The sequence below is a fragment of the Acidiluteibacter sp. genome, assembly GCF_055129545.1.
This window is the reverse complement of the sequence record NZ_JBSRUB010000027.1, coordinates 34024-56212: the sequence shown is the minus strand read 5'-3', so window position 1 is coordinate 56212 and position 22189 is coordinate 34024. Positions and strand designations below refer to the sequence as shown.

Annotated in this window: 22 protein-coding genes and 1 other RNA gene; 11 read left to right on the top strand and 12 right to left on the bottom strand. The window is 32.7% G+C overall.

Features of this window, described 5'->3' with window-relative positions; all coding sequences use genetic code 11:
- Positions 1 to 36: 36 nt before the first annotated feature.
- From ACTB0X_RS14170 to ACTB0X_RS14160, 3 genes are all read right to left on the bottom strand, one after another.
- Positions 37 to 465 (bottom strand): HYC_CC_PP family protein, encoded by a 429-nt coding sequence (locus ACTB0X_RS14170; protein ID WP_463025705.1) that lies wholly within the window; start codon positions 463 to 465, stop codon positions 37 to 39.
- Between the two features lie 387 nt (positions 466 to 852).
- Complete coding sequence (locus ACTB0X_RS14165; RefSeq protein ID WP_463025704.1) at positions 853 to 1503, bottom strand: MCP four helix bundle domain-containing protein; 651 nt, start codon at positions 1501 to 1503, stop codon at positions 853 to 855.
- Positions 1504 to 1579: 76 nt separating this feature from the next.
- Positions 1580 to 2050: an OmpA family protein gene (locus ACTB0X_RS14160; RefSeq protein ID WP_463025703.1), complete on the bottom strand. Its 471-nt coding sequence runs from the start codon at positions 2048 to 2050 to the stop codon at positions 1580 to 1582.
- A 193-nt stretch (positions 2051 to 2243) separates the two neighbouring features.
- Between ACTB0X_RS14160 and ACTB0X_RS14155 the strand changes: the two genes are divergently transcribed.
- Together ACTB0X_RS14155 and ACTB0X_RS14150 are read left to right on the top strand one after the other, a co-directional pair.
- Complete coding sequence (locus tag ACTB0X_RS14155; protein ID WP_463025702.1) at positions 2244 to 2930, top strand: M24 family metallopeptidase; 687 nt, start codon at positions 2244 to 2246, stop codon at positions 2928 to 2930.
- 208 nt (positions 2931 to 3138) lie between these two features.
- Positions 3139 to 3510, top strand: coding sequence for a DUF6567 family protein (locus ACTB0X_RS14150; RefSeq protein ID WP_463025701.1), 372 nt, complete (start codon positions 3139 to 3141; stop codon positions 3508 to 3510).
- A 261-nt stretch (positions 3511 to 3771) separates the two neighbouring features.
- Here ACTB0X_RS14150 and ACTB0X_RS14145 read toward each other — a convergent pair whose 3' ends face one another.
- Positions 3772 to 4323 carry a 4'-phosphopantetheinyl transferase family protein gene (locus ACTB0X_RS14145; RefSeq protein WP_463025700.1) on the bottom strand — a complete coding sequence of 184 codons (552 nt, stop codon included), beginning with the start codon at positions 4321 to 4323 and terminating at the stop codon, positions 3772 to 3774.
- Positions 4324 to 4524: 201 nt separating this feature from the next.
- Here ACTB0X_RS14145 and ACTB0X_RS14140 point away from each other — a divergent pair, with 201 nt between their 5' ends.
- Both ACTB0X_RS14140 and ACTB0X_RS14135 read left to right on the top strand, forming a co-directional pair.
- Entirely contained in the window at positions 4525 to 5031 is a 507-nt protein-coding gene (locus ACTB0X_RS14140; protein WP_463025699.1) for a DUF4442 domain-containing protein, read from the top strand.
- 104 nt (positions 5032 to 5135) lie between these two features.
- On the top strand, positions 5136 to 5636 hold the full coding sequence (locus tag ACTB0X_RS14135) for a GreA/GreB family elongation factor (RefSeq protein WP_463025698.1): 501 nt from the start codon (positions 5136 to 5138) through the stop codon (positions 5634 to 5636).
- A gap of 84 nt (positions 5637 to 5720) precedes the next feature.
- Here ACTB0X_RS14135 and ACTB0X_RS14130 read toward each other — a convergent pair whose 3' ends face one another.
- Both ACTB0X_RS14130 and ACTB0X_RS14125 read right to left on the bottom strand, forming a co-directional pair.
- Positions 5721 to 6551, bottom strand: a complete 831-nt coding sequence (locus tag ACTB0X_RS14130; RefSeq protein ID WP_463025697.1) for a prohibitin family protein — start codon at positions 6549 to 6551, stop codon at positions 5721 to 5723.
- A 112-nt stretch (positions 6552 to 6663) separates the two neighbouring features.
- Positions 6664 to 7842 carry an AZOBR_p60025 family cell surface glycopolymer formation protein gene (locus tag ACTB0X_RS14125; RefSeq protein ID WP_463025696.1) on the bottom strand — a complete coding sequence of 393 codons (1179 nt, stop codon included), beginning with the start codon at positions 7840 to 7842 and terminating at the stop codon, positions 6664 to 6666.
- On the opposite strand from ACTB0X_RS14125, the gene ACTB0X_RS14120 reads away from it, so the two are divergent.
- A complete protein-coding gene (locus ACTB0X_RS14120) occupies positions 7841 to 9364 on the top strand; it encodes a hypothetical protein (RefSeq protein WP_463025695.1) in 1524 nt (507 codons plus the stop codon). The genes ACTB0X_RS14125 and ACTB0X_RS14120 overlap by 2 nt on opposite strands.
- Positions 9365 to 9508: 144 nt before the next feature.
- Here ACTB0X_RS14120 and ACTB0X_RS14115 read toward each other — a convergent pair whose 3' ends face one another.
- Complete coding sequence (locus ACTB0X_RS14115; RefSeq protein ID WP_463025694.1) at positions 9509 to 10303, bottom strand: class I SAM-dependent methyltransferase; 795 nt, start codon at positions 10301 to 10303, stop codon at positions 9509 to 9511.
- 293 nt (positions 10304 to 10596) lie between these two features.
- Between ACTB0X_RS14115 and ssrA the strand changes: the two genes are divergently transcribed.
- Positions 10597 to 10994: a transfer-messenger RNA gene (gene ssrA / locus ACTB0X_RS14110) on the top strand.
- An 81-nt stretch (positions 10995 to 11075) separates the two neighbouring features.
- Here ssrA and ACTB0X_RS14105 read toward each other — a convergent pair.
- From ACTB0X_RS14105 to ACTB0X_RS14085, 5 genes are read right to left on the bottom strand one after another with little or no spacing between them, the layout of a single operon-like run.
- Positions 11076 to 12332: a hypothetical protein gene (locus tag ACTB0X_RS14105; protein WP_463025693.1), complete on the bottom strand. Its 1257-nt coding sequence runs from the start codon at positions 12330 to 12332 to the stop codon at positions 11076 to 11078.
- A gap of 39 nt (positions 12333 to 12371) precedes the next feature.
- Entirely contained in the window at positions 12372 to 13676 is a 1305-nt protein-coding gene (locus ACTB0X_RS14100; RefSeq protein ID WP_463025692.1) for a hypothetical protein, read from the bottom strand.
- A gap of 7 nt (positions 13677 to 13683) precedes the next feature.
- Entirely contained in the window at positions 13684 to 14592 is a 909-nt protein-coding gene (locus ACTB0X_RS14095; protein ID WP_463025691.1) for a hypothetical protein, read from the bottom strand.
- Between the two features lie 10 nt (positions 14593 to 14602).
- Complete coding sequence (locus ACTB0X_RS14090) at positions 14603 to 15169, bottom strand: hypothetical protein (RefSeq protein WP_463025690.1); 567 nt, start codon at positions 15167 to 15169, stop codon at positions 14603 to 14605.
- The gene (locus tag ACTB0X_RS14085; RefSeq protein ID WP_463025689.1) at positions 15162 to 15683 is read right to left on the bottom strand and encodes an RNA polymerase sigma factor; all 522 of its coding nucleotides are present in this window, start codon (positions 15681 to 15683) and stop codon (positions 15162 to 15164) included. The genes ACTB0X_RS14090 and ACTB0X_RS14085 overlap by 8 nt, the downstream gene beginning before the upstream one ends.
- Positions 15684 to 16114: 431 nt before the next feature.
- Between ACTB0X_RS14085 and ACTB0X_RS14080 the strand changes: the two genes are divergently transcribed.
- The 5 genes from ACTB0X_RS14080 (at position 16115) to ACTB0X_RS14060 (ending at position 22103) form a co-directional block, all read left to right on the top strand.
- A complete protein-coding gene (locus ACTB0X_RS14080; protein ID WP_463025688.1) occupies positions 16115 to 16816 on the top strand; it encodes a hypothetical protein in 702 nt (233 codons plus the stop codon).
- 4 nt (positions 16817 to 16820) lie between these two features.
- Positions 16821 to 17270 (top strand): GIY-YIG nuclease family protein, encoded by a 450-nt coding sequence (locus tag ACTB0X_RS14075; RefSeq protein WP_463025687.1) that lies wholly within the window; start codon positions 16821 to 16823, stop codon positions 17268 to 17270.
- 97 nt (positions 17271 to 17367) lie between these two features.
- Complete coding sequence (locus ACTB0X_RS14070) at positions 17368 to 20652, top strand: DEAD/DEAH box helicase (protein WP_463025686.1); 3285 nt, start codon at positions 17368 to 17370, stop codon at positions 20650 to 20652.
- A gap of 164 nt (positions 20653 to 20816) precedes the next feature.
- Positions 20817 to 21596 (top strand): hypothetical protein, encoded by a 780-nt coding sequence (locus ACTB0X_RS14065; protein WP_463025685.1) that lies wholly within the window; start codon positions 20817 to 20819, stop codon positions 21594 to 21596.
- 84 nt (positions 21597 to 21680) lie between these two features.
- On the top strand, positions 21681 to 22103 hold the full coding sequence (locus ACTB0X_RS14060; RefSeq protein ID WP_463025684.1) for a lipocalin family protein: 423 nt from the start codon (positions 21681 to 21683) through the stop codon (positions 22101 to 22103).
- Positions 22104 to 22189 lie beyond the last annotated feature (86 nt).

Here is a 22189-nt window from a genome sequence, read left to right as displayed (position 1 = left end):
AAATTAATTTTGATTATTAATCGATAAAAAACAGAATCACAAACGATAGGTCTGCAGAGTAGATTGGAAATCGCTACTAAAGAGCAGTGGAGGGCTTTCTTTAGAATAGAATTGTTGAAAAAGAGGAGATGGAACTACCTTCAAAAAATGTGCTGCTGAATAAAATAAGGTAATTTGTTTAATCTCTATTTTATTGGTAGAGAGGTTATTTATGTATTCATCAGTAATTTCTATTTTATTGATGATGTCACTGCAGCAATCTGATTGAGAGATGTTAGTTTCTTTAATGGAGCAGTCTTTTTCCGATCCGAGTAGATTGTTGTGCATTCCACAGTCGTAATGACCACCTCCAAAAGTGTAGCTTTCATTTACCTCTAACCCACCACAAAAGTGAGCAGCCCTTGATAAACCAATATTTCCAAACAAGAAAATAAGACAAAGAAATGAAGCAATAATGCGTTGCATAATTACAAAGGTAAGGAAACAAAAAAGGACGATGATTTGACAGAAGATTTGGAAAATTCATCACAAAAAAAAGAGCACTTCTTTCGAAGTGCTCTTTCAGAGTTTTGGTCGTTTGTTATAGGTGTAGTTAAAACTTAATATCATTAATCTATTGTTTTGATCTACTAGTAGATATCAAAGCTTTTTTTCAGGTATTTATAAAAAAATTAATTAGCAGATTGCCTGTTTAAATAAATAATATTTAAGGTTTCTTCAGATAGTATTTTAATTCGATGCCAAAGGTAGTATGAACCAAAGATGATAAAATACAAACTTCGTTGAGGGATGAGCTTTTAAAGTTGAAAGTTATCTATTTCCCGATAAGAGGAATTACAAGCAAATAGGAGCTTAGTTGAGATTATGTGGAGTTTGTAATTTAATAGTTAAAGACTTAGAAGTAAAAATGAGCACTTGTATGACTAATGCTAAAACAATAAGAATTGCTAGTTCCAATTGAGAAATGGAAACACTTCCTAAAACAATTTGGTGAGAACTAATTTGGAGTGCTTTGCCTTCTTTGGTTTGAATATTAGATAAATTCCGCATTGAGTTTATGGCGTCAATAGCTTCAATTTTAAGTTGGTTAGCAATTGCAGCTTTTTTTGAAGAGTCATTCAGGGCTAACAATTGCTGCTCCAACACTTCAATTTTGTCGAGGTGTTTTACAAAGGTATCGAACTCTTTCTTTTCATTCTCAGTCAAGTATGTTTTTTGATATTCAGAAATAACTGTCTTGCGTTCAGCTCTTAAATCCAAAAGGCTTTGGTCGGGATATTCCACATTTTCTCGTCTCACTATTTCTTCTTTACTCAAGTTGTCATATAAACGGAATAAATAGTTTTGAGCCATCAAACGATCTTCATAGATACTTGAGATGGAATCATCCAACTGCTCAAAACGCTGTCGATTTTGAATATTGACCAAGAGAATCAATAGAATAATGATTGTTAATAGGATAGACGCTGATAATTTGTTTTTTACACTATAAGGCCACTTCATAGTATCTCAGTAAAGGTGAAAGATAAATTTACCCAGGAAGTGCAGATAAATCAAACTTTCGGAGAAGTAGGAGTATTCAGAAATTTAGCGAAAGATCAATTCGCGTGTTGACCTTTAAATTGGTCAATGAAAGGGGGTGGTTTTCTCCATATCCATTAATACGGATGCGTGATTCGTCTAACTTAGCAGATATAAAATAGTCTTTGATAGCTTCTGCTTGTTGGATAGAAAGCTTCAAGTTTCTTCTTTTGCTGAAACTCTCAAAGTAATGTCCTGAGATGACTAAGTTGTAATGGGGATTTTGCTCTAATAGAGTCGCAATTTTTTCAACGGCTTCAATGGCTTCCAATGTTAAAATGTAGGAATTTGGATAAAATTCTAACTGACTAGAAACGGTAGTCATTAGTTCTAAATCTTCATTTGATATAGAAGGAAGTTGTTCTGTTTTTGTCAATTGATTAGGTGAAATTTCCTCTAATTGCTGACTAACTAAATTGACCGAAAATGCAGTCAACAGCAATAGGAAAAAGAGAAAATGTTTCGTCAAAATAGGGATATTTCTAGTTTTAAAAGTACTTAGATTCCTGATACCTGCACCTTTTTTTCGTTCAATGGGTTTGAATTATTGTTGAGAGGGTCTTTTATGCTTTAAATATAAAAGTTCTTGAAGAAACTAAAATAATTGCAAAGTCGAAAAAAAAATGAATTAAATGTGTTATTTGTGTTCACAAATACAATCCATGCACAACCCACTCCAATACTTAATAGAAGCAGAAGAAAAAGCAGTAGTTTTATTTCAGCAAATAGAAGAACGCCAGTTGGTTAAAGCTGGAAAAACAGAAAAGGAGCTCAATACTGAAGTATATGAGTTGGCTATTGAACTGTTTGGAATTCGGCAGTTTTGGCACAAACGAATCGTGAGAGCAGGAGCAAATACATTATTTCCTTACAAAGAGAATCCTCCTAACTTAACGGTTCAAAAAGACGATATTTTATTCTTTGATTTTGGACCAGTTTTCGAAGAGTGGGAAGCCGATATGGGCAAGACGTATGTGATCGGAAAGAATCCGCAGAAAATCAAATTAAAACAAGATGTAGAAGCAGCTTGGAAAGAAGGTAAAGCTTATTATGATAAAAATAAGGATACTTTAACAGGCGCAGAATTCTACCACTTCACTAAAGAAATGGCTCAGAAATATGGTTGGCAATTTGGCAATATTCACAGCGGGCATTTAATAGGAAAATTTCCACATGAACAAATCGTAGGAGAGGAGGAAATAAATTACATTCATCCGAATAACCATCTTTTGATGAGCAATAAAGACAAAAACGGCAATGAACGATTTTGGATTTATGAAATTTATTTTATAGATGAAGCTTTGAAGATTGGGGGCTTTTTTGAGCAGTTGCTGTCAGGCGACCAGTAATTTGAATGATTAAAAACGAGTGTTTATATTCGGATAATATATTGTTTGGATGAATGCGTTTAGAAATTTTAGAAGTCATTTTGTCTTAAAAAATTTTGCTTTTCTTGTTTTTTTTATCAAAATTAGCATCCATAATAATAAGTCAAGATCGTCTATTGTTAAAAAGCAAGGCGAATCTATAAGTTTGTAATCAATAATTAATTAGAAAATGAAACACATTAAAATTCTATCGATTCTATTTTTAACCACCATATTGTTGTCAAGCTGTGGGGTTCATTCTACTTTAGTAACTAATTCAAATAACAACGTTACCAGTGTTGAGCTAAGTAAAAAGAACTTTACTGTTCTTGATCAGGTTAGTGGGAAATCAAGTGCCAAGTACATTATGGGCATTGGAGGTCTTTCTAACAAGGCGTTGATTGAAAATGCAAAAGCTGATATGCTTAAGAAAGCTAATTTAGTAGGTGGCTCGAAGGCACTAGTAAATGTCACCATTGAGTCGCACTATTCAGCTTTTTATATTTTCTACTTTCAAAAAACGATAACAATTAGTGCTCATATTGTTGAATTCACGGAGTAGCATTTTTCTTACAAATCTATTTTAAAAAACTGCGATAGAGTGGCTAACCACTCTATCGCAGTTTTTTTGTGTAAAGAACTTCGTTGATAGGGAGAATATATTGTTGCAGTTTAATTTATCGAAGCATCAATTGAGGTATTCCTACTTCAAACACTATTTGATGGTTTTCCGTTTGTAATATAGATACCATTTAAATTAGTAATCGGTTAAGTTTTTTGCTTAAATGATGAAAGGGATAAAAAGCTGAAAGCTGTTGAATGTCTAGGTATAAGTCAGTATCCAATTATCTCGGTAAAAATAATTCAAGCTTTTTTCTTCTGAATTATAAGAATAAAAAACCTGATTTGCTGTATAGCTTGAAATGGTAACTTCATTAGCAAGGTCATTTATTTTACCTCTTTCTAGTTTAAAAATGGCCTCTTTCATGCACCAAATGAGGTACAATTCTTTTAAACTCCAAGCATTATTGATTTCATTTTTGTTTAGGAAATATGCTTTTACTTTATTTAAGTCTTTTTTAATTGTTTCAATGTCCACCCCTACATCGATTATCTTTGACAGATAAATGGCAAAAAGGTTATCACAATGAGAAATGGAAATGTTATATGGATAATCTTTGAGATAAGGAGCCCCATTTTCAAGGTGAGATAAGGTATGATCTCCAATTAGTTCAGATAGTATTAGTTGAATCACTCGGGCTTGAAACTCTTTTTTTGGTTTAAAAAGTTGACGATCTACCTCAAATTGATTGGAGTCTATGACAAATACTTGCCCTTTCGAGGAATCTATTTTTTTTATTATTTCAATCTTCATAAAAGGAGCCTCATTTGAGCTTGAAAAGTAATTATAAAACGGTAGTTCCTAAAAAAGAAGTAATCTATTCTTTCCATTTTAAGTTTTTCTGAATGAATTCTAATTCAAAACAAACGAATGTTAGGTGGTAGAAGCAAGACCTGATTGAATCTCTGTAAATTTGGATTTTATTTTATCAAGATGTCAATTTATAAGCAGTTAATGAAAACAGGGCAACGATTTATAGGGTTGCCTACCTTATTTAAATACGGATACAATTGGTCGCCAATGTACCGCAGAAGTACTGCTCGAATTCGATCGGTTTCTGATGATTTATTAAAGATTACCGTAAAATTGCCCATCAGTTACAAGAACAGAAACTATGTAAGCTCGATTTTTGGAGGAAGTATGTTTTCTGCAGTTGATCCAATTCCCATGGTACAATTAATGAATTTAATTGGCGACGATTATGTGGTTTGGGACAAATCAGCAGAGATCTACTTCAAACGACCGGCCCGAGAAGATTTGTATGCAGAATTTACATTTACGTTAAATGAGTTAGAGCAAATCAAGCAGCAAGTGGCAGAATCAAAAGAAATCGACTTTTTGAAAGTGACCCAGTTGACCAATGCAGACCACTCGGTGGTATACTGTGAAGTGAAAAAGACCATATATGTGGCAGAAAAATTATACCACAAACAAAAATTGGAGAAGAGGAAAGGGCAATAATTCAATTTTGCGTATTTAGAATTAGTTATAAAATTTATTCAACCTGTTGAAAACAAGTCATTCTAACCAGACTTTCATAACTTCGAGTAATAAACCAGAAAGAGATGAGCAGAGGATTTGTTAAAGAAGACGATCAAGAAGAAACACCAATGGTACCGCCAAGAGCTGACTTACCAGACGGCTTAACCAATTATGTAACGCCAAATGGCATGCAGGAGCTGTTGGCTGAAAAAGAGGAGTTGTTAAAAGAAAGAGAGCAATTAGAAGCAACCAATGAAAAAGAGCGACGGATCGCGTCAAATTTAATTCACGCTAAAGTTCAATTGCTTAATGAACGAATTTCTAGTGCTCAAATTGTAGAATTAGAAGAACAACCAAAGGACGAAGTGCGTTTTGGCGCTTTGATTTCTTTGAAAATTGGAGCGGCTAAACAAATCCAGAAATTTCAAATCGTAGGAGTGGATGAAGCGGATATATCAAAGAAGAAAATGGCATTTAATTCTCCAATTGCTCGACTGTTAATGGGTAAAAAAGTAGGAGAGAAGGCCGTTCTTCAATTGGCAAAGGAAGAGCGAGTGTTTGAAGTTGTTGGGATTGATTATTAGAAAAGAATTAGTGGACAATAAAAACGCCTTACTTCACAATGAAATAAGGCATTTTTATTGATTTATGTTTTCTCTTTAAAAGAACTATTTAGTTTCACCAACACCGATAAAAGGAATTGCTCCTCCACCAGTAACACCTGGTAGCACTCCATTCCATTTTTCAATGGCTTTTAGTTCAGCTTCAATTTTTCTCAATTCGATCAAGTCAGGAGAAATATTCATTTTTTGCAAACGTAAAGCTTCTGCTTCAGCAGTTGCTGCTGCAATTGTTTGTTCTGCTTCAACACGAATCCGATCCAAATCTCTTTTTGCTTTCAATGCATTTTGCTCAGCAGTTTGCTTGGCTTCAATTGCATCAGTAAAGGTTTGAGAAAAACTAAAGTTGATAATGGAAAAAGCGACTACTGACATATTCGCTTCCAATAAACGACTTTGTATTGCTTCTCTCATTTCGCTGCTTACTGCAGGTCGTTTGGTAATTAATTCTTCTGCAGTATATCTGGCTGAAACAGCCTTTACAACTTCTTGAATAGCTGGGTCAATAATTCTAGACTTAAAATCTGTACCGATAGTTTGGTAAACCACATTGGCTTTGTCAGGCATGATGTTGTAGTTCAACGCTACAGACATGTCTACATCTTGAAGATCTGAAGAGGAAGAAGCTGCATCTGTTACTACTTTTTGAATTTTAACGTCCATTAAAATCACTTCCTGCATAATTGGAACTCTAAAGTGAATACCTTCTTGCAAAACAATGTCTTGTACTGCACCAAAGTTAAGTACCACACCTCTTTGTCCTGCACCTACTTGTGCCCATGGTCTTAGCAAGAATAATAAGACAATTAACCCTCCTACAATGATTAAGTTTCTAAGTTGTTTTTTTGATAAAATTTGATTGATATCGTTTGCGTCCATATTTCTTTTTTAAATGATTAGCGAAGGTAAGGTTTATAAAAAGGATGGCTCTCCAATAGTTTCCGTTGTCGATTGCATTGGAGTTATGGATGAATTCATAAGCTCCAAGTGCTTATACTCTAAGAATGATTCTTGCTATAGTTATACACGCAAGAGCAACTGTCGCTATTGAAAACCAATTGATGAGTTTTCCTTTGCGTTCAATTATTAATAATATTAGGAATAAATCTAGCGAAGCTAAGACTCTTAGAAATGCCCAATCATCAATATATATGGAGATTGAAAAAAGTAAAGCAAAGCAGATTCCTACTAAACTTAACACCGATAAGGTGCTGCCTATAAAATTGGTTTTGAATTGAAAAACCATAGCGCGTATTCCAATAATGAATAGACTAAATTGCCAAGTAAGAAAAGTAAGCCAAACAGCAAACTCAATGAAACTTCGAGTAGAAATAATTCCCTTAAAATTTACAAGAAAGCTCATATAGATTCCATTTAGTGGAAATGTAATATTTGAACCAGCGGAGATTAAATCACTATTTGGGTATGAGTTTAGAAGTATAAATTTCCAACTTGCAAGTAGAAAGAATGGAATAATCAATATAAAGGCATTTCGAAAACCTGTTTTGATGGAGATGTGTGCACAATCCTTCCAAAACCAAATTAAAGCCATAGTTCCTATAAATATCACTGTGGTTTCTCTAGTAAGTAGCGACAAACAGGAGAATAAAATAAATAAACCTAATTTATTTTTAATGAAATACTTAAATGTTAATATGAGCAGTGCAACTTCAAGACATTCAGTTAAATCACGACTTAAGCTTAGCCACAATCCAGAGATTAAAAATGGAATTAAGAAACTCCACTTGATTTGAGATGTAAAATTGAAATTAGAAACAACATGACTAATAACAAACAAGGAAAATATATTTATCAAAACTAGCATGAATGGAACTAAAGAACTAACTCCAAATGATGCTAAATAAGCTAAAAAAGGATATAAAATTCGTTGATGTCGATAGGGTGGATGATCAATGATAACACCACCCTTTTCTTTTTCAAAAGAGAATGGTTCTTGCGCCAATCCGTAATAAAATTGTCCATCATATCCAGGACCTTCTTGTATTTCTAGTGCATCTGAACTGATTGATGACGAAGTAAAATCATTGCCCAATACAATAAAATAAGACCAGTTAAATCCACCAAAAGAAAATCTTAATAAGACCACTAATAGAATAAGTAAGATAGTAACAAGTGATTTAGAACTATTACTTTTGGGATATAAATTCATGAAGTTAAATAAGATGAACTTTAATTTAAATACGATCAATCGAATTCTGCAAATTTCTATTTTTTTACTTGTTTTGGCTACCGTTTATGTTAGATTTTATAAAAATCACCATGAATTACCTAAAGGCTGCGACGAATTCGGGTATTTGCATATGTCTGAAGCCATTGATAACGGTAATTTATTCTCTGATCATACAGAACGTCCTTTTTTAAATGATTTAAAACAGTATTTATCTGATCAAGGTTATGCCAAAAAAGAATATGCTTGGATTATAGTTCCACATGCCTATCATTTAGATGAATCATCTGATAAAATCATAAATCAATACCCTATTGGAACTTCGGCTTTACTTTCTATTTTCCCAAAGGCATACAGACAATATTTATTTCCTTTAGTCATAGTGCTATTGATTTATGGATTAACCTTTATAGTGGCTTTAAAAGAAGAACCTAAAATAAGAAAAAAACAGTTTACTTTGACCTCCCTGTTTATTTTATTGAGTATTGTAATAGCCCCATTTTTAACCGAATATACCAATGTGAATTCAGTGGCTCCGACCTTCGGACTTTTAATAGCTGCCGGAATTTGTTATTCTAAAAATTGGCGATTGGCAGCAATTTTTATTGCTATTACGGTTAATTTCAGACTAGCAAACGTTTTACTTCTTGCTCCCATTTTCTTACATCAGTTTATTCAATTCTTGGACTCTAAAAATTTGAAATCTTTTATCCTATCGGCTGCACAAGCCTTCTTGATTCTTTTTGTGTTTGGATTATTACCATATTCTGTTTACACTAAAATTTTACTCAATGACTTTATAGCATCCACCTATTCGTCTATTGATCAAGCTTCTGCAAGTTTAGAGATGGCAATAGTGAATCTTAGGTATTACTTTTTAATTGAGAATAAATGGTTCATTATAAATGTAGTAACCTTGTCCATTGCTTATTTTTTAAACCTTAAAAAAGGAATGAAGTCGATACTTCCATTTACTATTAGTTTAGTTTTAATTTATCTTTTCTTTTTATTTCATGCTGCAAAAACACCTTATTATCCATATGGCTTAGCGTTAATATTGATAGGATTGATTATTCACAAGGTTGCCCAAATAAATACTAAAACCGAAATGAGTTATATAGCCCTTAACTCTTTTATAATAATTGGTTTATCTGTAGTTTTTCTTTCCAATTATTCAAAATTCAAGACCATTGAAAAGTTGCCTATTTCAGCAGAAACGGAAACTCTGAATGATTGCTTTGATAACTATGATGTTGTGTGGGGAGAATTAAAAACAGGAACCATAGAATATGCAACATCAACTCCAACGATGCGATTTTACTGGGGAACTCAAAAAATAAGAGACGAAATAATGACTTGGTTAAATAAGAATAACTACAAGCAGGCTATTTTTTTAAATGATCTAAGCGTCAATGAGGAAGAACTTTTTAGGTTAAATAATAAATTTAATATTACAGTCAACAATAATAAAATAGAGAGTTGTGGTGTATTGTTAGAGCTATGATTATTTTCATTGTTTAGAAAAGATGGCGGTACTTTTTCAAAAGTTTCCATTAACCCCTGTAATTTGAATGATCAATAAGAAAATATAAAATGATTAAAGTTTACTGGAGCAACGTTTAGATTATATTTTGATAGTCAAATTGTATTAATTTTTAATTGCCTTTATCGAATAAACCATTGGCACTTTGTTTTCCCAATGTTTGATGTGGAATTTTCCAGGCTCAAATTCTTCGGTATGAGAAAAACAATTGTAGGGGGAGTAATCAAACTCTTGCAACGATTGAATTACTAACCCTTTGTTAATTAGGCTATTTACAACCTCTCCCAATCCATGGTTCCAAGAGATATATTCTTGTGTGATTTCAGCATCAGGGTTGGTGTAGGTTCCATCTTCCGTTTCTTCAATGGGAGCATCGTTAAAATAGCGGTATTTAATCGTGTTAAAATTAGTATCATACATCCATAAGATAGGATGAAATTCTGCGATAATGAATTCACCGCCAGGTTTTAAATACTGTTCAACAATGTCTGCCCATTTGTTAATGTCTGGCAACCAGCCGATGGATCCATAACTCGTAAAAACAATGTCAAACTTTTCAGACAAATGATTTGGAAGATCATAGACATCGCAGCAAATAAAAGTAACATCGGTGTTGACTTGTTCGTTTAGTTTCCTGCCATAATCAATAGCTGCATCAGATAAATCTACCGCAGTTACTTTAGCACCCATTCTAGCCAATGAAATGGAATCTTGTCCAAAGTGACACTGTAAGTGCAATATTTTTTGGCCAGTTACATCACCCAGCAAATCTAATTCAATGGAATTTAAAGAATTCTTTCCTTTCAAGAAAGTTGGAACATCGTAGAATTCAGACTCAATGTGGACTGCAGTTCGTTTGTTCCAAGATTCGCGATTGATTGAGATGTAATCACTAGACATGTTAGTTTGCTTTAGAATTTGGGGATTAAAGTAATAAAAAAAGGACTTCCTGTGCGCAGAAAGCCCTTCAAATAAATAGAATTAGTCCCCACATAATTCTACTGTTAATTAAATTAGTTTAGACCAAAGGTATCTGGTTTGTGGATGTGGGGAAATACTCAGAAATGGGTATTTTTTTGAGGGAACAGGAAAGAATGGATTCTAGTAACAGAGAAAAGAGATCACCTTAAAATTTAAGTATCGGATGAAACACAATAGAACGCTAGACTTTAATTAACTTTGTCATTCGTTTTGGGGCCGACCGGTTTCGACAGCGAGAAGGATTTATAGGTAAGCATGTCGAGCTTTTAGTTTTTGGCTCGTTAAAACTAATGCTAAACTTTCGCTAAACGGCGAGAACAACTACGCGCTTGCGGCTTAATACTCGATAGAGATTAACCCTAATTCTGCAACTAGGTTGTAGAACAAGCTAGGCCTCCGGAGATTTTGCTCAGTAATTTTCGGAATCGGCTTATCAGACTATTGAGCTAGCGAACCTCGCGCTTCGATGGGTTGGCGAAACTAAAGAAGATAAGGTTTGAAGAGGTCGTTTTTAGCCATTTCACTCCCGACAATTAAGTAAAGACTACACATGTAGAAAGCTTATCGGTTCCTCGTTTGGACGAGGGTTCGACTCCCTCCGGCTCCACAAAAAATCCCTAGTGCAAAATTGCGCTAGGGATTTTTTTTGAAAACAAACCAATTATATAAAATTTACTGAATTAATTAACTGCTAAAATCGAAAACCTACTTTGTTATTAATAATAAGTTCTGCACCAGATCGATTATTACTTGGACGAACTTTATCTATAATATCTGTAAATCGGATTCCAGCTCCCAAATCATAGAAGAAATGATCTCCAACAAAACGTTGTGTGCCAACAGTGAATTGAGGCTGTAGAAAGTTGAAATTGTCACTGCCACTTAGAGCCCAAATTGTGGAGTTTATATATTCAGCGTTCTGATAATAATTATGAAACCCCAATGAAACATAATCAGCTGATAATCCATTTCCAGTTTTTCCTTTTAGAATCCGGTTTTTCAAGTTGAAGTAATACCTTGTTTCGAAAAGGTATCCAACATTTACTGATAAGCGATGAAAATCTAAATTGGATTTTATCGCATTATTAATTGAGAAGGATGATTTGCCCAACTTAATTTCATGAGAAATTTCAGGATTTAGCCAAAAGTTGTTAGAGTTACTTTTTATTTGGATTTCAAACAAATCAGAAAGGTTCAGTTTGAAAACGGACTTTTCAGATTCAAAACACTTAATGACTGAACACAATTTTTTGTCATTTAAAGTTGATTTGTCTTTTGCAAACGCTAATCCTATCGAGGTTTCTAATTTCAATTGAAAACTATTATTAAAGTCTCCATTAAAATTATATGCAGCCTTAAGACTGGCATCAATATAACCGTTCTTCAAATAACGGCGCTGCATTCCCCATTTTAGGAAATAGGTAGAATTAAGTCCTCTGTTGTAAATTGTATATTCTACACCGTTGTTTGTAATCTTTTCTTTAGAAGTCCTGTTATTATTTGCTTCATAGCCCAAAGAAAAGTAATTGCCTGATAAGTTAAATGGGGTATTTCTATTTTTATTTCGAAGTTTCATATTGTAATAATACCTTGCGGAGAAGTTGACCATAAGCATGTTCCTAAAGCCTATATTAAAGTATTTATAAGATCTGTTACTGAAGCCTGAAAAAAATATATTGTCTTGATATTTTAAAGAAATGTTCGCAGTGAACCCACCTTTAATTCTTTTTTCAAAACCAACGAATAGTTGATTTGACGAATTCGTTCCTCCCTTTAGCATCCAAGGCGTTTCTTCATGAAACATAAAAGCATACTCCATTGGAGTTAAGTATTGGGTAGAGTTGGAGTCCATTCCATTGGTAATTTTTATGGTATCGTTCTGTGCAAAGCCGTTTAGGCTAATTAATAGAAGAAGAATTGAAGAAATGAGTAGAGCTTTAAATTTCATTGCTATTTACTTAGAAATTACATTTGAATACTAAATTGTTTAAAACCGAAATCCTACTTTATTGTAAAGATGAAGTTCATAAGAAAGACGACTATTGACTGTCCTTTCTTTATCGATTAGATTTGCCATTCTGTAACCTATCCCTAAGTCATAATAAAAGTGATCACCAATAAAGCGCTGGCTTCCTATAGTGAATTGTGGCTGTAAAAAATTAAAATTTTGCTTTTTATACTTTGGGTCTAGGTAACTAACAGTTGAATATGGATTAATTATGTAGTCATTATTTTGATAGTAATTAAATAATCCTATTGAGACATAGTCAGCCGATAATCCATTCCCAGTTTTGCCTTTTAGAATACGATTTTTTAAATTGAAGTAATACCTTGACTCGAAGAGGTACTCAACATTTATTAATAAACGTTGGCGATCAATATTAGATTGAAAGATATAACTGCCGGGAGGTGGAGTGTTATTATAATCATTGATACTGTATGAAAATTCTAGATTGGTACTCAATGTATTATTAATGGAGAAGGACGATGTTCCCAATTTGAATTCATGAGTCACTTCGGGGTTTAGATGTACACCGAAATTGTCACTTGATAACCCTATCCCAAATAAATTTGAAACATTTACTTTAAAAACAGAACGATCAGATTCAAAGCACTTTATTACTGAGCAGAGGTTTTTCTCATTTAGTGATGATTTGTCTTTTGCCAATGCTAATCCTATTGAGGTGACTGAATGAAGTTGAAAACTATTATTTAAATCTCCGTTTAATCTGTATACTGCTTTGATTCCGGCATCAATGAATCCATTCTTTAAATAACGCCGCTGCATTCCCCATTTTAGAAAATAAGTAGAATTAAGTCCACTTTTGTATTTTAAATATTCCACCCCGTCGATAGTATTCTTTTCTATTGATGTTTTTCTATTATTTGTCTCATATCCCAAAGAAAAGTAATTGCCCGATAAGTTAAATGGAGTGTTTCTACTTTTATTACGGAGTTTCATATTGTAATAATACCTCGTTTCGATATTGCCTATAAATATGTTTCTATTGACTGTAGTTGATAGATTTCTCGCATAGAGAAAAGATACGTTAGCAGTGAATCCACCTTTGATCCTTCTTTCAAATGCAATTAAAAAATCATCTTCCGAATTAATACCTCCTTTCAACATCCAAGGAGTATCTTCATGAAACATAAAAGCGTATTCCATTGGAGTTAAGTATTGGGTAGAATTGGAGTCCAATCGATTGGTAATTTTTATGGTGTCGTTCTGCGCAAAGCCGTTCAAGCCGATTAGCAGAAAAAGGATAGAAATGTATTTTTTGAGTAGCATAGAAGTTTTATTTAGAAAGTGCTTTTAACGATACGATACCTGTATTGGATTTAATGTCGATCACTCGAGTTGGTTTAGAATTGAAAAGTGAACCGATAATTTTAAATTCTTCTTTTAATGAATAGCTGACAGTGGCAGTACTTGGGAAATTGAATTCAGATTTCTCTAAATCAAATAATATGTAATTACAACTCAAACAGGTTTGAGATAAATTAATTTCTGAATGATCGTCTTCTATCGTTGAGGTCTGTTTTGGGTTGATATTGATTAAGTTAATCTTTGAAAAACTAGACTTTAAGATAAAGTCTCCATTGTGGTTTTCAATGTTCAGTTTTGAATGCTTGGTCGTTAGCGTCAGTTTACCTTCAACATTATTTAAACTCACATCTCCATAATAAGATTCTAGTTTTAAGCTGCCTTCATAATTCGTTATTGTAATTGGACAAAATTTACTTTCAATAATGGCATTCGCTGCAATGTTGGAGAATTCAATTTTTCCGAAATCATTTTTGATTTTAAATTCACCAATCATGGACTTAGGAACCTCTATTAAAAAAGTGGTTTGAAGGTTAGAGGTAGGTTTTGATTCTCCACTCGATAGTTCTACATAGTTGACAATAGAGATGGTGTTTGATTTTTTAGTTATAATGTGTTTTTGTAGTGTTAAGTCTTTTTCTGCCAATTGTTTGTTCTCATTTTTAGAACTCAATACGGCAGTTATTTTAATCAATTGGTTTGTCGTAGCAATGACTTTAATATCTGCTTTGTTGGATACAATAGAGAAAGCCGTTTTGGAACCAATTTCAAATTCCTTGACAATTGTAGACTCTACATTGTACACCTTAATTTGTCCGATAAGTGGCATCGAAACAAGCAAAGGAATAATGAGTAATAGAAGCTGTTTTTTTAGTTTCATTGTTCTGTTATTAAGCTGCATGGAAAGAAATTAAACTTCTCACGATTGAACTTTTTTCTAACTCTATTCGTGTAAGGATCAATTCTAATTCTACGTTTTCACTGTATGGATTCACTTCGTTTAAAATCTCTTGTTTTGATTCCAGTAGGTTGTTGTATTCTCTCTTTAATAGGTTGTATTCTTCTGATTTTAAGAGAAGAGGAGTCTCAGTTTCTTTTTGTTCAATCAATGCTGCTATGCTTCGATCTTCTTCTATATTCCAATTTGAAGTATCTATGGGTTCAATCCACTCCTCTGAGTATGTGATAATTTCATTCTCTTTTTTCATCGGATTTAATAATGCGATCAAGTAACCGACTCCAATTATAAAGGCAAAAGCTGCTGCTATTTTTAGAATATTCGTAAGGGTAATAACTCGACCAGTTGGTGGTGGTTGAATCTTATTCCATACTTTTTCTGAAGGACTGTATTGAGGCAGCGCATCAAGCAATTCTTGATTGTTTAATCCAGTTTCAATTGCATTCCAAACATTTTCATTTGGATGGTGCTCGGGAAGATGTAGCTTATTTTTATCCATTGATTGAAAAGTTTTTAAGTTGATCTCTCAGGGTTATCTTGGCATTTCTCAATTGTGTTTTAGAAGTGCTAGTTGAGATTTCTAGCAATTCAGCAATTTCATGGTGCTTATATCCTTCAATCTCATAAAGTGTAAATACGGTTCTGTAGCCATCAGGTAAACTCTGAATGGCCTTTTCTAAATAGTCAACATCAGAGGGGTAAACAATTTCTAGCTGACTGTCATCAGCATGTATGTCTATGGTTTTATAATTTACGTTATCTTTTATTTTTCGAAAAGCCGTGCGAACGATAATGGTATGAATCCAAGTAGAAAGCTTCGATTCTTGATTAAAGCTGCTCAAATTTCTAAATACCTTTAAGAACCCTTCTTGCAACACATCTTCTGCATCTTCAAAACTATTCGTGATCCGATAGGCCAGTGTATACATTGGTGTTTTATAGGTGTCATACAATTTCCTTTGAGAAATTCGATGCCCGTTTATACACTGTTCAATTAGTTCTCGTTCTTGCATTATTCAATAGTCGCTCTATGGAATTAGAGTCAATAGTTTCAGATATGGTTGTATGAAGGTGGTATTTTTTTCAAAAATCGGTATTCAGGATGAATTTGAAAGGGTGAGCTATTGCTTTACTGAATAAAAGACAACTCTTGTGGAAAGCGGTTTGTACTTTATTTTGGATGTGTAACTCATTAATAGTTTAGTCGTTCTGTTCAGGATATCAACTATTTCTCCTATCTTCGGAATTGTAAAACAACTACAATAAGATGGAAACTGACGTTTATTCGTTTTTAGCTGTCTGACTTTCGGCTGAAACGATTGTTAAATGATTTATTGGTTGATTGTAAGTTTGTTAGGTGTTTTATGAAAAAAAAATAATAAGTGAAGACATATAAGTGCCATTGCGCTTATACAGTTGGTATACGCAACCTTGAAAAACAACAGTGGACAAAATTGACTGGACATATATTACGGCTCTTTTCAGTATCGCCTTTGGGTGGTTCTTAAATGAACTTGGACAATGGTTTAGAACAAGACAAGAAGACAAAAAAATTAAGAAACAAATTCTCTATAATCTTTTAGAAACCAACTTCATCTTTAATCAGCTCGACACTTCAAATATCGTTGAATTGTTAACAGAAAGAATCTTACTGCGAGTTCCAAAGCACGAACAAACAGAAGAAGTAAAACAATATTTAAACCAACTCTACTCTGGACTTATCGAGAAGCTTATTCAAGACAATGTAGCTGACAATCTTGAGAGCATTGAGGAAAAATACACAAATGCTGTTGACAGTTTAGCAACTATCGACCCAGTTACCGCATATAGACTTAATGGAAAAACGAAAATCCTTGAAACTTTTGATTTACTCGAGGATTACTATGAAGAAGTAAAACAACAATTTCCAAATGATATTGACGAAATGCGGGGTGCTATTGAGATTACAACAAATTCTATAAAACCAGAAATTATCAAAGAAGCAATAGAAGACTTAGAAGACGAAATTCGTGACATTGCATTTTCAATTGACATTCGCACTTGGTTTAAAGTTAAGCAAACATTAAAGTCGTCAAAAGAAAGAATAAGAAAAGATGGGGTTAAGAAAATTGATGAACTACTTGACAAGTTAATTCCAAGCAATTAATAGAATGAATGTATTAAACTATTTAATTGATTTGAAAGACAAGTTGTTCAATGAGGACAATTGGAAAGAGATAGAATTAACTCGGCAATGGACTTCAACGGTTCCTTCAAAAGCTGGTGTATATGCCCTAAAAGAAAGAGCAGAAATTGTTTACGTTGGTGAAACTGGCAATCTTAAAGGAAGAATGAATGACCTTTTGGATAGCAGACATCACACTGTACGCAGGACAATCGGTAAAAACTTGTTTTCAAATAATAAGGACTTTATTCAAGCAACAACTAAAAATAAATTCCCTGACAAGTATGAGAAACTCTTAAACAAACATATTTGCGAGAGTTTGAAAATAGCTTATCTGGAAGTAGAATTAGGGAGAAAGGAACTTGAAGAGTATATCGAGCAAGACATTAAGATAGAAATAAAGCTAAATAAAAGAGGAAAACGAAAAACGAAATAACAGAAAAGGCAGCGTATAACAATCGTTATAAAAACATGCCCTTCGGGACACGTTTCATAGCGAAATCGTTAGCCACAATACCTGAACCAACATAACTATGAACATTAAACTTCCCGAATTAGAAAAAACATATTGGCAGAAGGTTGGAACAAATAATATATCCAAACAACTTCTCGAACCTAGTCTAGAAACAGATTTTACTTTTGTTTCTTCACACAGAAGTTATACATTAATTGAGAGTAACGGAATCCAATACTGCTTATGTAGTAATTTGAATACTATGCCAGATGGTTTCAATTATGTTTTGTTGACTAATAAAAAAGCGACACAAGAAAGATTAGAAAACAATGAAATTAAATTCAAGAATTGGATTAAGCATCCTAAAATTTCGGAATTTACAACTGATGTCATAATTGAATCCTGGAAAAATAATTTCTCGTTTATAGAAGAAAATGTAGAAGAAAATGTAAATGGTTTGAGAGAGCCACAAATTGCAGCACTATATTCAATATTAAGTCACCTTAAAATTTCAGATGAAATAGGTACAGTTGTTATGCCTACAGGAACTGGAAAAACCGAAACAATGCTAACTACGTTGATTGCTAATAGGTGCAAAAAAGTGATTATTACAGTTCCTTCTGATGCTTTAAGAACTCAAATATTCAATAAATTTTATACTTTAGGCTTACTTAAAGTATTTGGAATCGTAAGTGAAAATGCTTTGAATCCAAGAGTTGGAATTTTACAGCAAAACTTTACAGAACCAAACGAACTTTTGGAGTTCATACAAGAATGTAATGTTGTAGTAACTACAATGAGTATTCTTTCAAGAAACTCAAATGAGCTACTTACTTTGCTGTCGGAAAATTTTTCGCATTTATTTATTGATGAAGCACATCATTCCGAAGCAAATTCTTGGAATAGGGTAAGACTCTATTTTAAAGAATCGCAAATTTTACAATTTACAGCAACACCATTTCGAAACGATAGAAAAAGAGTTGATGGCAAAATAATATTCAATTTTTCACTTAAAAAAGCACAAGAACAAGGATATTTTAAACCGATTAATTTCATTCCAATTAGAGAATACGACTTCAAAAAAGGAGATATAATAATTGCTGATAAGGCTGTTCAAAAATTAAGAGACGATATTGCTTTAGGTTATAATCATATTTTAATGGCTCGATGCGAAAACAAAACCAGAGCAGAAGAAATATTTGAAATCTACAAACAATTTAAGGATTTAAATCCTGTAATGGTTCATTCGTCAATTGCTAACAAAAAAGCAATTTTAGATTCCATTGTTAATTGTGAACATAAAATTATCGTTGCAGTAAATATGTTGGGAGAAGGTTTTGATTTACCCCAACTCAAGATAGCAGCATTTCACGATATTAGAAAAAGTTTACCAATCACTTTACAATTTGCGGGACGATTCACAAGAACTTCTCACGATGACGAACTGGGTAACGCAACTTTCATAGCCAATTTAGCCGATTCAAATGTGGAAAATGAATTAAGTGAACTTTACGCACAAGATTCAGATTGGAATTCATTATTGTCAACATTGAGTTCCGATGAAATTGAAGAACAAATAGATTTCAATGAATTTATAGATGGTTTCCAATATTTAGAAAGTTCAAAAATTCCATTCCAAAACATTCGCTTTGCTTTAAGCACAGTAGTTTACAAAAATAATTTTGACCAAGAAGATCAAGATCTTGATGTCGAAGATACTTACAACTTAAAGAAATTTAAAAAGGGTATTAAAGGGTATAATGAATTGGAATATAAGTTTTTTGACTATAACGAATCAGCCAAAACAATGGTTCTTATTACCGCAGGAAAAAGCGAGGTAGAATGGGTAAATTACAAAGAGGTATTTGGCTTAAATTGGCAATTAACTGTCCTCTATTATGACACAAGTAGTAATCTTTTGTTTATTCATAGTTCAGACAAATCAAGTCTTTATAAAGATTTAGCAAATGCTGTTCTATACGATAAAGCGGTAATGATAAATCAGTTGAATGTATTCAAAAGTTTTTATGATATCAAAAGAGTTTCACTCCAAAATGTTGGTCTTAAAGAATTTCTTAATAGAAAAATTAGATTTACAATGAGAGTTGGAACAGATATAGAAGAGGCGCTTTCAATAGCTGAGCAACAAAGAGGTCAAAAAGCGTTCGTTTTTGGTTCTGGTTACGATGAAGGCGATAAAATAACTTTAGGCTGTTCATACAAAGGTCGAATTTGGAGTTATTTGAGAAATGATTTAAGAGGTTTTATTAAATGGTGTAATAACCTTGGTCAAAAATTAATCGATGAAACTATTGACCCAAACCAAGTTTTAAAAGAAACTTTGATTCCTCAAATTATAAGTGAAATTCCAGAAATTTATCCTACTCATATTGATTGGGATGACAATTTTTATGATAATTCTGAATCAAGAGTTTCATTCGTTATTGAAAACCATGAGTTCAGTTTAACATATTGCTCAATTGCACTTACGAATCCAACAGCAAATGGCGAAATATCATTTGAAATTAATACACCAACAAATTCTATAAAATTCAAAAAGGAGCTGTTTGAAGAAACAATTGGAGAAAATCAAATAGCAAACTATAGAATTGTAAAGACTTCTGTTAATAACGGAGAAATAATTATCGGGAGTAGAAAGTTTGACTTGACCGAATATTTGAATGTCAATCCACCAATGATTTGGTTTGCTGATGGCTCGAGGTTAGAAGGAAATGAATATGTTGAGTTAAAACAAATCATTTTACCATATCCAACGGAGAACCTTATTGCTTGGAACTGGAATAATGTAGATTTGAGTAAAGAAGCACAAGGTGTAGTTCCGCTGCGAACTGATTCTATACAGTATAAAACTATTCAAAAACTTATCGCAGAAGACTATGATATCGTTTATGACGATGACTATTCTGGAGAAATAGCTGATGTAATCACTATAAAAGAGTTTGACAAAAAAATTGATGTTCAATTCTATCATCTGAAATTCGCAAAAGATGGTAATGTAAATACAAGAATAGACAACTTTTACGAAGTATGTGGTCAAGCTCAAAAATCTATTCACTGGAAACATAAAAAAGGTTCAGAGTTTTTCGAACACCTACTTAAAAGAAAAACCAAAGTAAGAACTGGAAATGAAAGAAGTAGAATTGAAAAAGGAAATTCTGATGATTTAGAAAGGCTATTGACAATTGCCAAAAATAAAAAACCAATGAACTTTGAGGTTTTTATAGTTCAACCGAGTTTATCTAAACAAAATGTATCGGAAAGTATTATGACTTTGCTAGGTGTAACTGAAAACTACTTAAAAGAAGTAGGAAATATAAGCTTGAAAGTAATAGTAAATGAATAGTAAGTACTGTGTACAACTATGTATAAAAATAATAGCGGTTTTATCGCTAAAATGAAAGTGAGTTAATATAAATTAGGTCTTTGTTTAACCGAAAATTAGTGCATTTTAATCCACTACTATTCTTGTCCTAGAACGTTGTGCCCAATTAGAATAGAGATATTTAGATGATTTTAGAACTTATACAAAAACGATTGAAAATTGATTTCTCAACGTCTGTGATTGAGAGAGAAGGAGGTAGTGAAATTAGTACTGATTTTGATATTGAACCTCGGCATTTTCTAAGATTTGCAAAATCTGATTTTAAGACACAGGAATTAAAAGGATATGTAAATGCATTGACAAATGCAAAGAGAGCTATTGATTGCCAAATAGATAGTGCGTTTGCTATGTTCGGAATCACATATGATAAAATTCCAGAGATTTCACAAAAAATTGTAGATATTGAAGATTTCGAGAACTCGGACATAGCATATAAATTAAAACTAATTAAAGCATTAGACTTTGCACCTAGTGGCTTGATTTCAAAAGCAAGATTACTACGAAATAAACTTGAGCATTATTACCAAAAACCATTAAAAGATGAGATTTCGGAAGCAATTGAATTAGCCGAATTATTTATTCTATCTGTAGAAAATCGAACAAGGATTATTGAGGACAGTTTCTATCTGACTGATAAAAAAAATTACGTAAAAGATTGGAAGTATAATAATTACATTCAATTTCAATTTGACTTCAAAAGGAAAGAATTCTTGTTAACTTTCTATGAGAACAATAAGGAAATCGAAAAAGTTAATCTCAATGAAAAAGATTCATTGTTTTATCCAATGATTAAGTTGTTCAATAATATTAATGATGAATTTGATTTTTGTGAAGCTTTGAAAATATTTCTAGAGATGATTAATCATCCGATTCCCAAAAAAAATATAAAAATTGACTTTAGATAACAAATAATTAGGCACAATAACAACGGGTATAGTACATGCCTTGGGGACACACATCATACCCAAACCGTTAGCGATAATTAAAAAATGAAAAACATTCTCAGCATATTATTAGTCATAATAACTGTTGCAGCGGCTTGTCAATCTTCAAGCAGTGCTGATAAAATAGAAATTATAGGAATTTGGTCTCTTACAGACTATAACGACTCCAGTATATTTGAGGATACTTGGGAGTTTACTTCTGATAGTATTTTCAATGAATTAAAGTACAAATCTGACGGAGATTCAACATTAGTTCCTGATGAAAATGGTACTTGGAAATTAGAAGGTAAAAGACTCAGAATTATTGTAACAGGAGAAGTTACAAGTGGTGAACAAAAGCTCTACGAAAAACCGCAAATAATGGAATTTAAAATAACCAAAAAGGGTGCAGATTATATCCTAACAGTTATTTCTGATGGAGGAGCTAGTGATGGAAACACGATCAAACTAAGATTAACAAAAAAATAAAAAATCGCTAATAATATGTACAGTGCATAGCACCACTCGGGTGGAACAACATTAAAAACCGTTAATACTTAGCAAAGTCAAATGCA

Excerpts from the sequence above, each read along its gene's own strand:
- ACTB0X_RS14170 (WP_463025705.1), bottom strand. The coding sequence starts at position 465 with ATGCAACGCATTATTGCTTCATTTCTTTGTCTTATTTTCTTGTTTGGA.
- ACTB0X_RS14165 (WP_463025704.1), bottom strand. The coding sequence starts at position 1,503 with ATGAAGTGGCCTTATAGTGTAAAAAACAAATTATCAGCGTCTATCCTA.
- ACTB0X_RS14155 (WP_463025702.1), top strand. The coding sequence starts at position 2,244 with ATGCACAACCCACTCCAATACTTAATAGAAGCAGAAGAAAAAGCAGTA.
- ACTB0X_RS14150 (WP_463025701.1), top strand. The coding sequence starts at position 3,139 with ATGAAACACATTAAAATTCTATCGATTCTATTTTTAACCACCATATTG.
- ACTB0X_RS14145 (WP_463025700.1), bottom strand. The coding sequence starts at position 4,323 with ATGAAGATTGAAATAATAAAAAAAATAGATTCCTCGAAAGGGCAAGTA.
- ACTB0X_RS14140 (WP_463025699.1), top strand. The coding sequence starts at position 4,525 with ATGAAAACAGGGCAACGATTTATAGGGTTGCCTACCTTATTTAAATAC.
- ACTB0X_RS14135 (WP_463025698.1), top strand. The coding sequence starts at position 5,136 with ATGAGCAGAGGATTTGTTAAAGAAGACGATCAAGAAGAAACACCAATG.
- ACTB0X_RS14130 (WP_463025697.1), bottom strand. The coding sequence starts at position 6,551 with ATGGACGCAAACGATATCAATCAAATTTTATCAAAAAAACAACTTAGA.
- ACTB0X_RS14120 (WP_463025695.1), top strand. The coding sequence starts at position 7,841 with ATGAAGTTAAATAAGATGAACTTTAATTTAAATACGATCAATCGAATT.
- ACTB0X_RS14125 (WP_463025696.1), bottom strand. The coding sequence starts at position 7,842 with ATGAATTTATATCCCAAAAGTAATAGTTCTAAATCACTTGTTACTATC.
- ACTB0X_RS14115 (WP_463025694.1), bottom strand. The coding sequence starts at position 10,303 with ATGTCTAGTGATTACATCTCAATCAATCGCGAATCTTGGAACAAACGA.
- ACTB0X_RS14105 (WP_463025693.1), bottom strand. The coding sequence starts at position 12,332 with ATGAAATTTAAAGCTCTACTCATTTCTTCAATTCTTCTTCTATTAATT.
- ACTB0X_RS14100 (WP_463025692.1), bottom strand. The coding sequence starts at position 13,676 with ATGCTACTCAAAAAATACATTTCTATCCTTTTTCTGCTAATCGGCTTG.
- ACTB0X_RS14095 (WP_463025691.1), bottom strand. The coding sequence starts at position 14,592 with ATGAAACTAAAAAAACAGCTTCTATTACTCATTATTCCTTTGCTTGTT.
- ACTB0X_RS14090 (WP_463025690.1), bottom strand. The coding sequence starts at position 15,169 with ATGGATAAAAATAAGCTACATCTTCCCGAGCACCATCCAAATGAAAAT.
- ACTB0X_RS14085 (WP_463025689.1), bottom strand. The coding sequence starts at position 15,683 with ATGCAAGAACGAGAACTAATTGAACAGTGTATAAACGGGCATCGAATT.
- ACTB0X_RS14075 (WP_463025687.1), top strand. The coding sequence starts at position 16,821 with ATGAATGTATTAAACTATTTAATTGATTTGAAAGACAAGTTGTTCAAT.
- ACTB0X_RS14070 (WP_463025686.1), top strand. The coding sequence starts at position 17,368 with ATGAACATTAAACTTCCCGAATTAGAAAAAACATATTGGCAGAAGGTT.
- ACTB0X_RS14065 (WP_463025685.1), top strand. The coding sequence starts at position 20,817 with ATGATTTTAGAACTTATACAAAAACGATTGAAAATTGATTTCTCAACG.
- ACTB0X_RS14060 (WP_463025684.1), top strand. The coding sequence starts at position 21,681 with ATGAAAAACATTCTCAGCATATTATTAGTCATAATAACTGTTGCAGCG.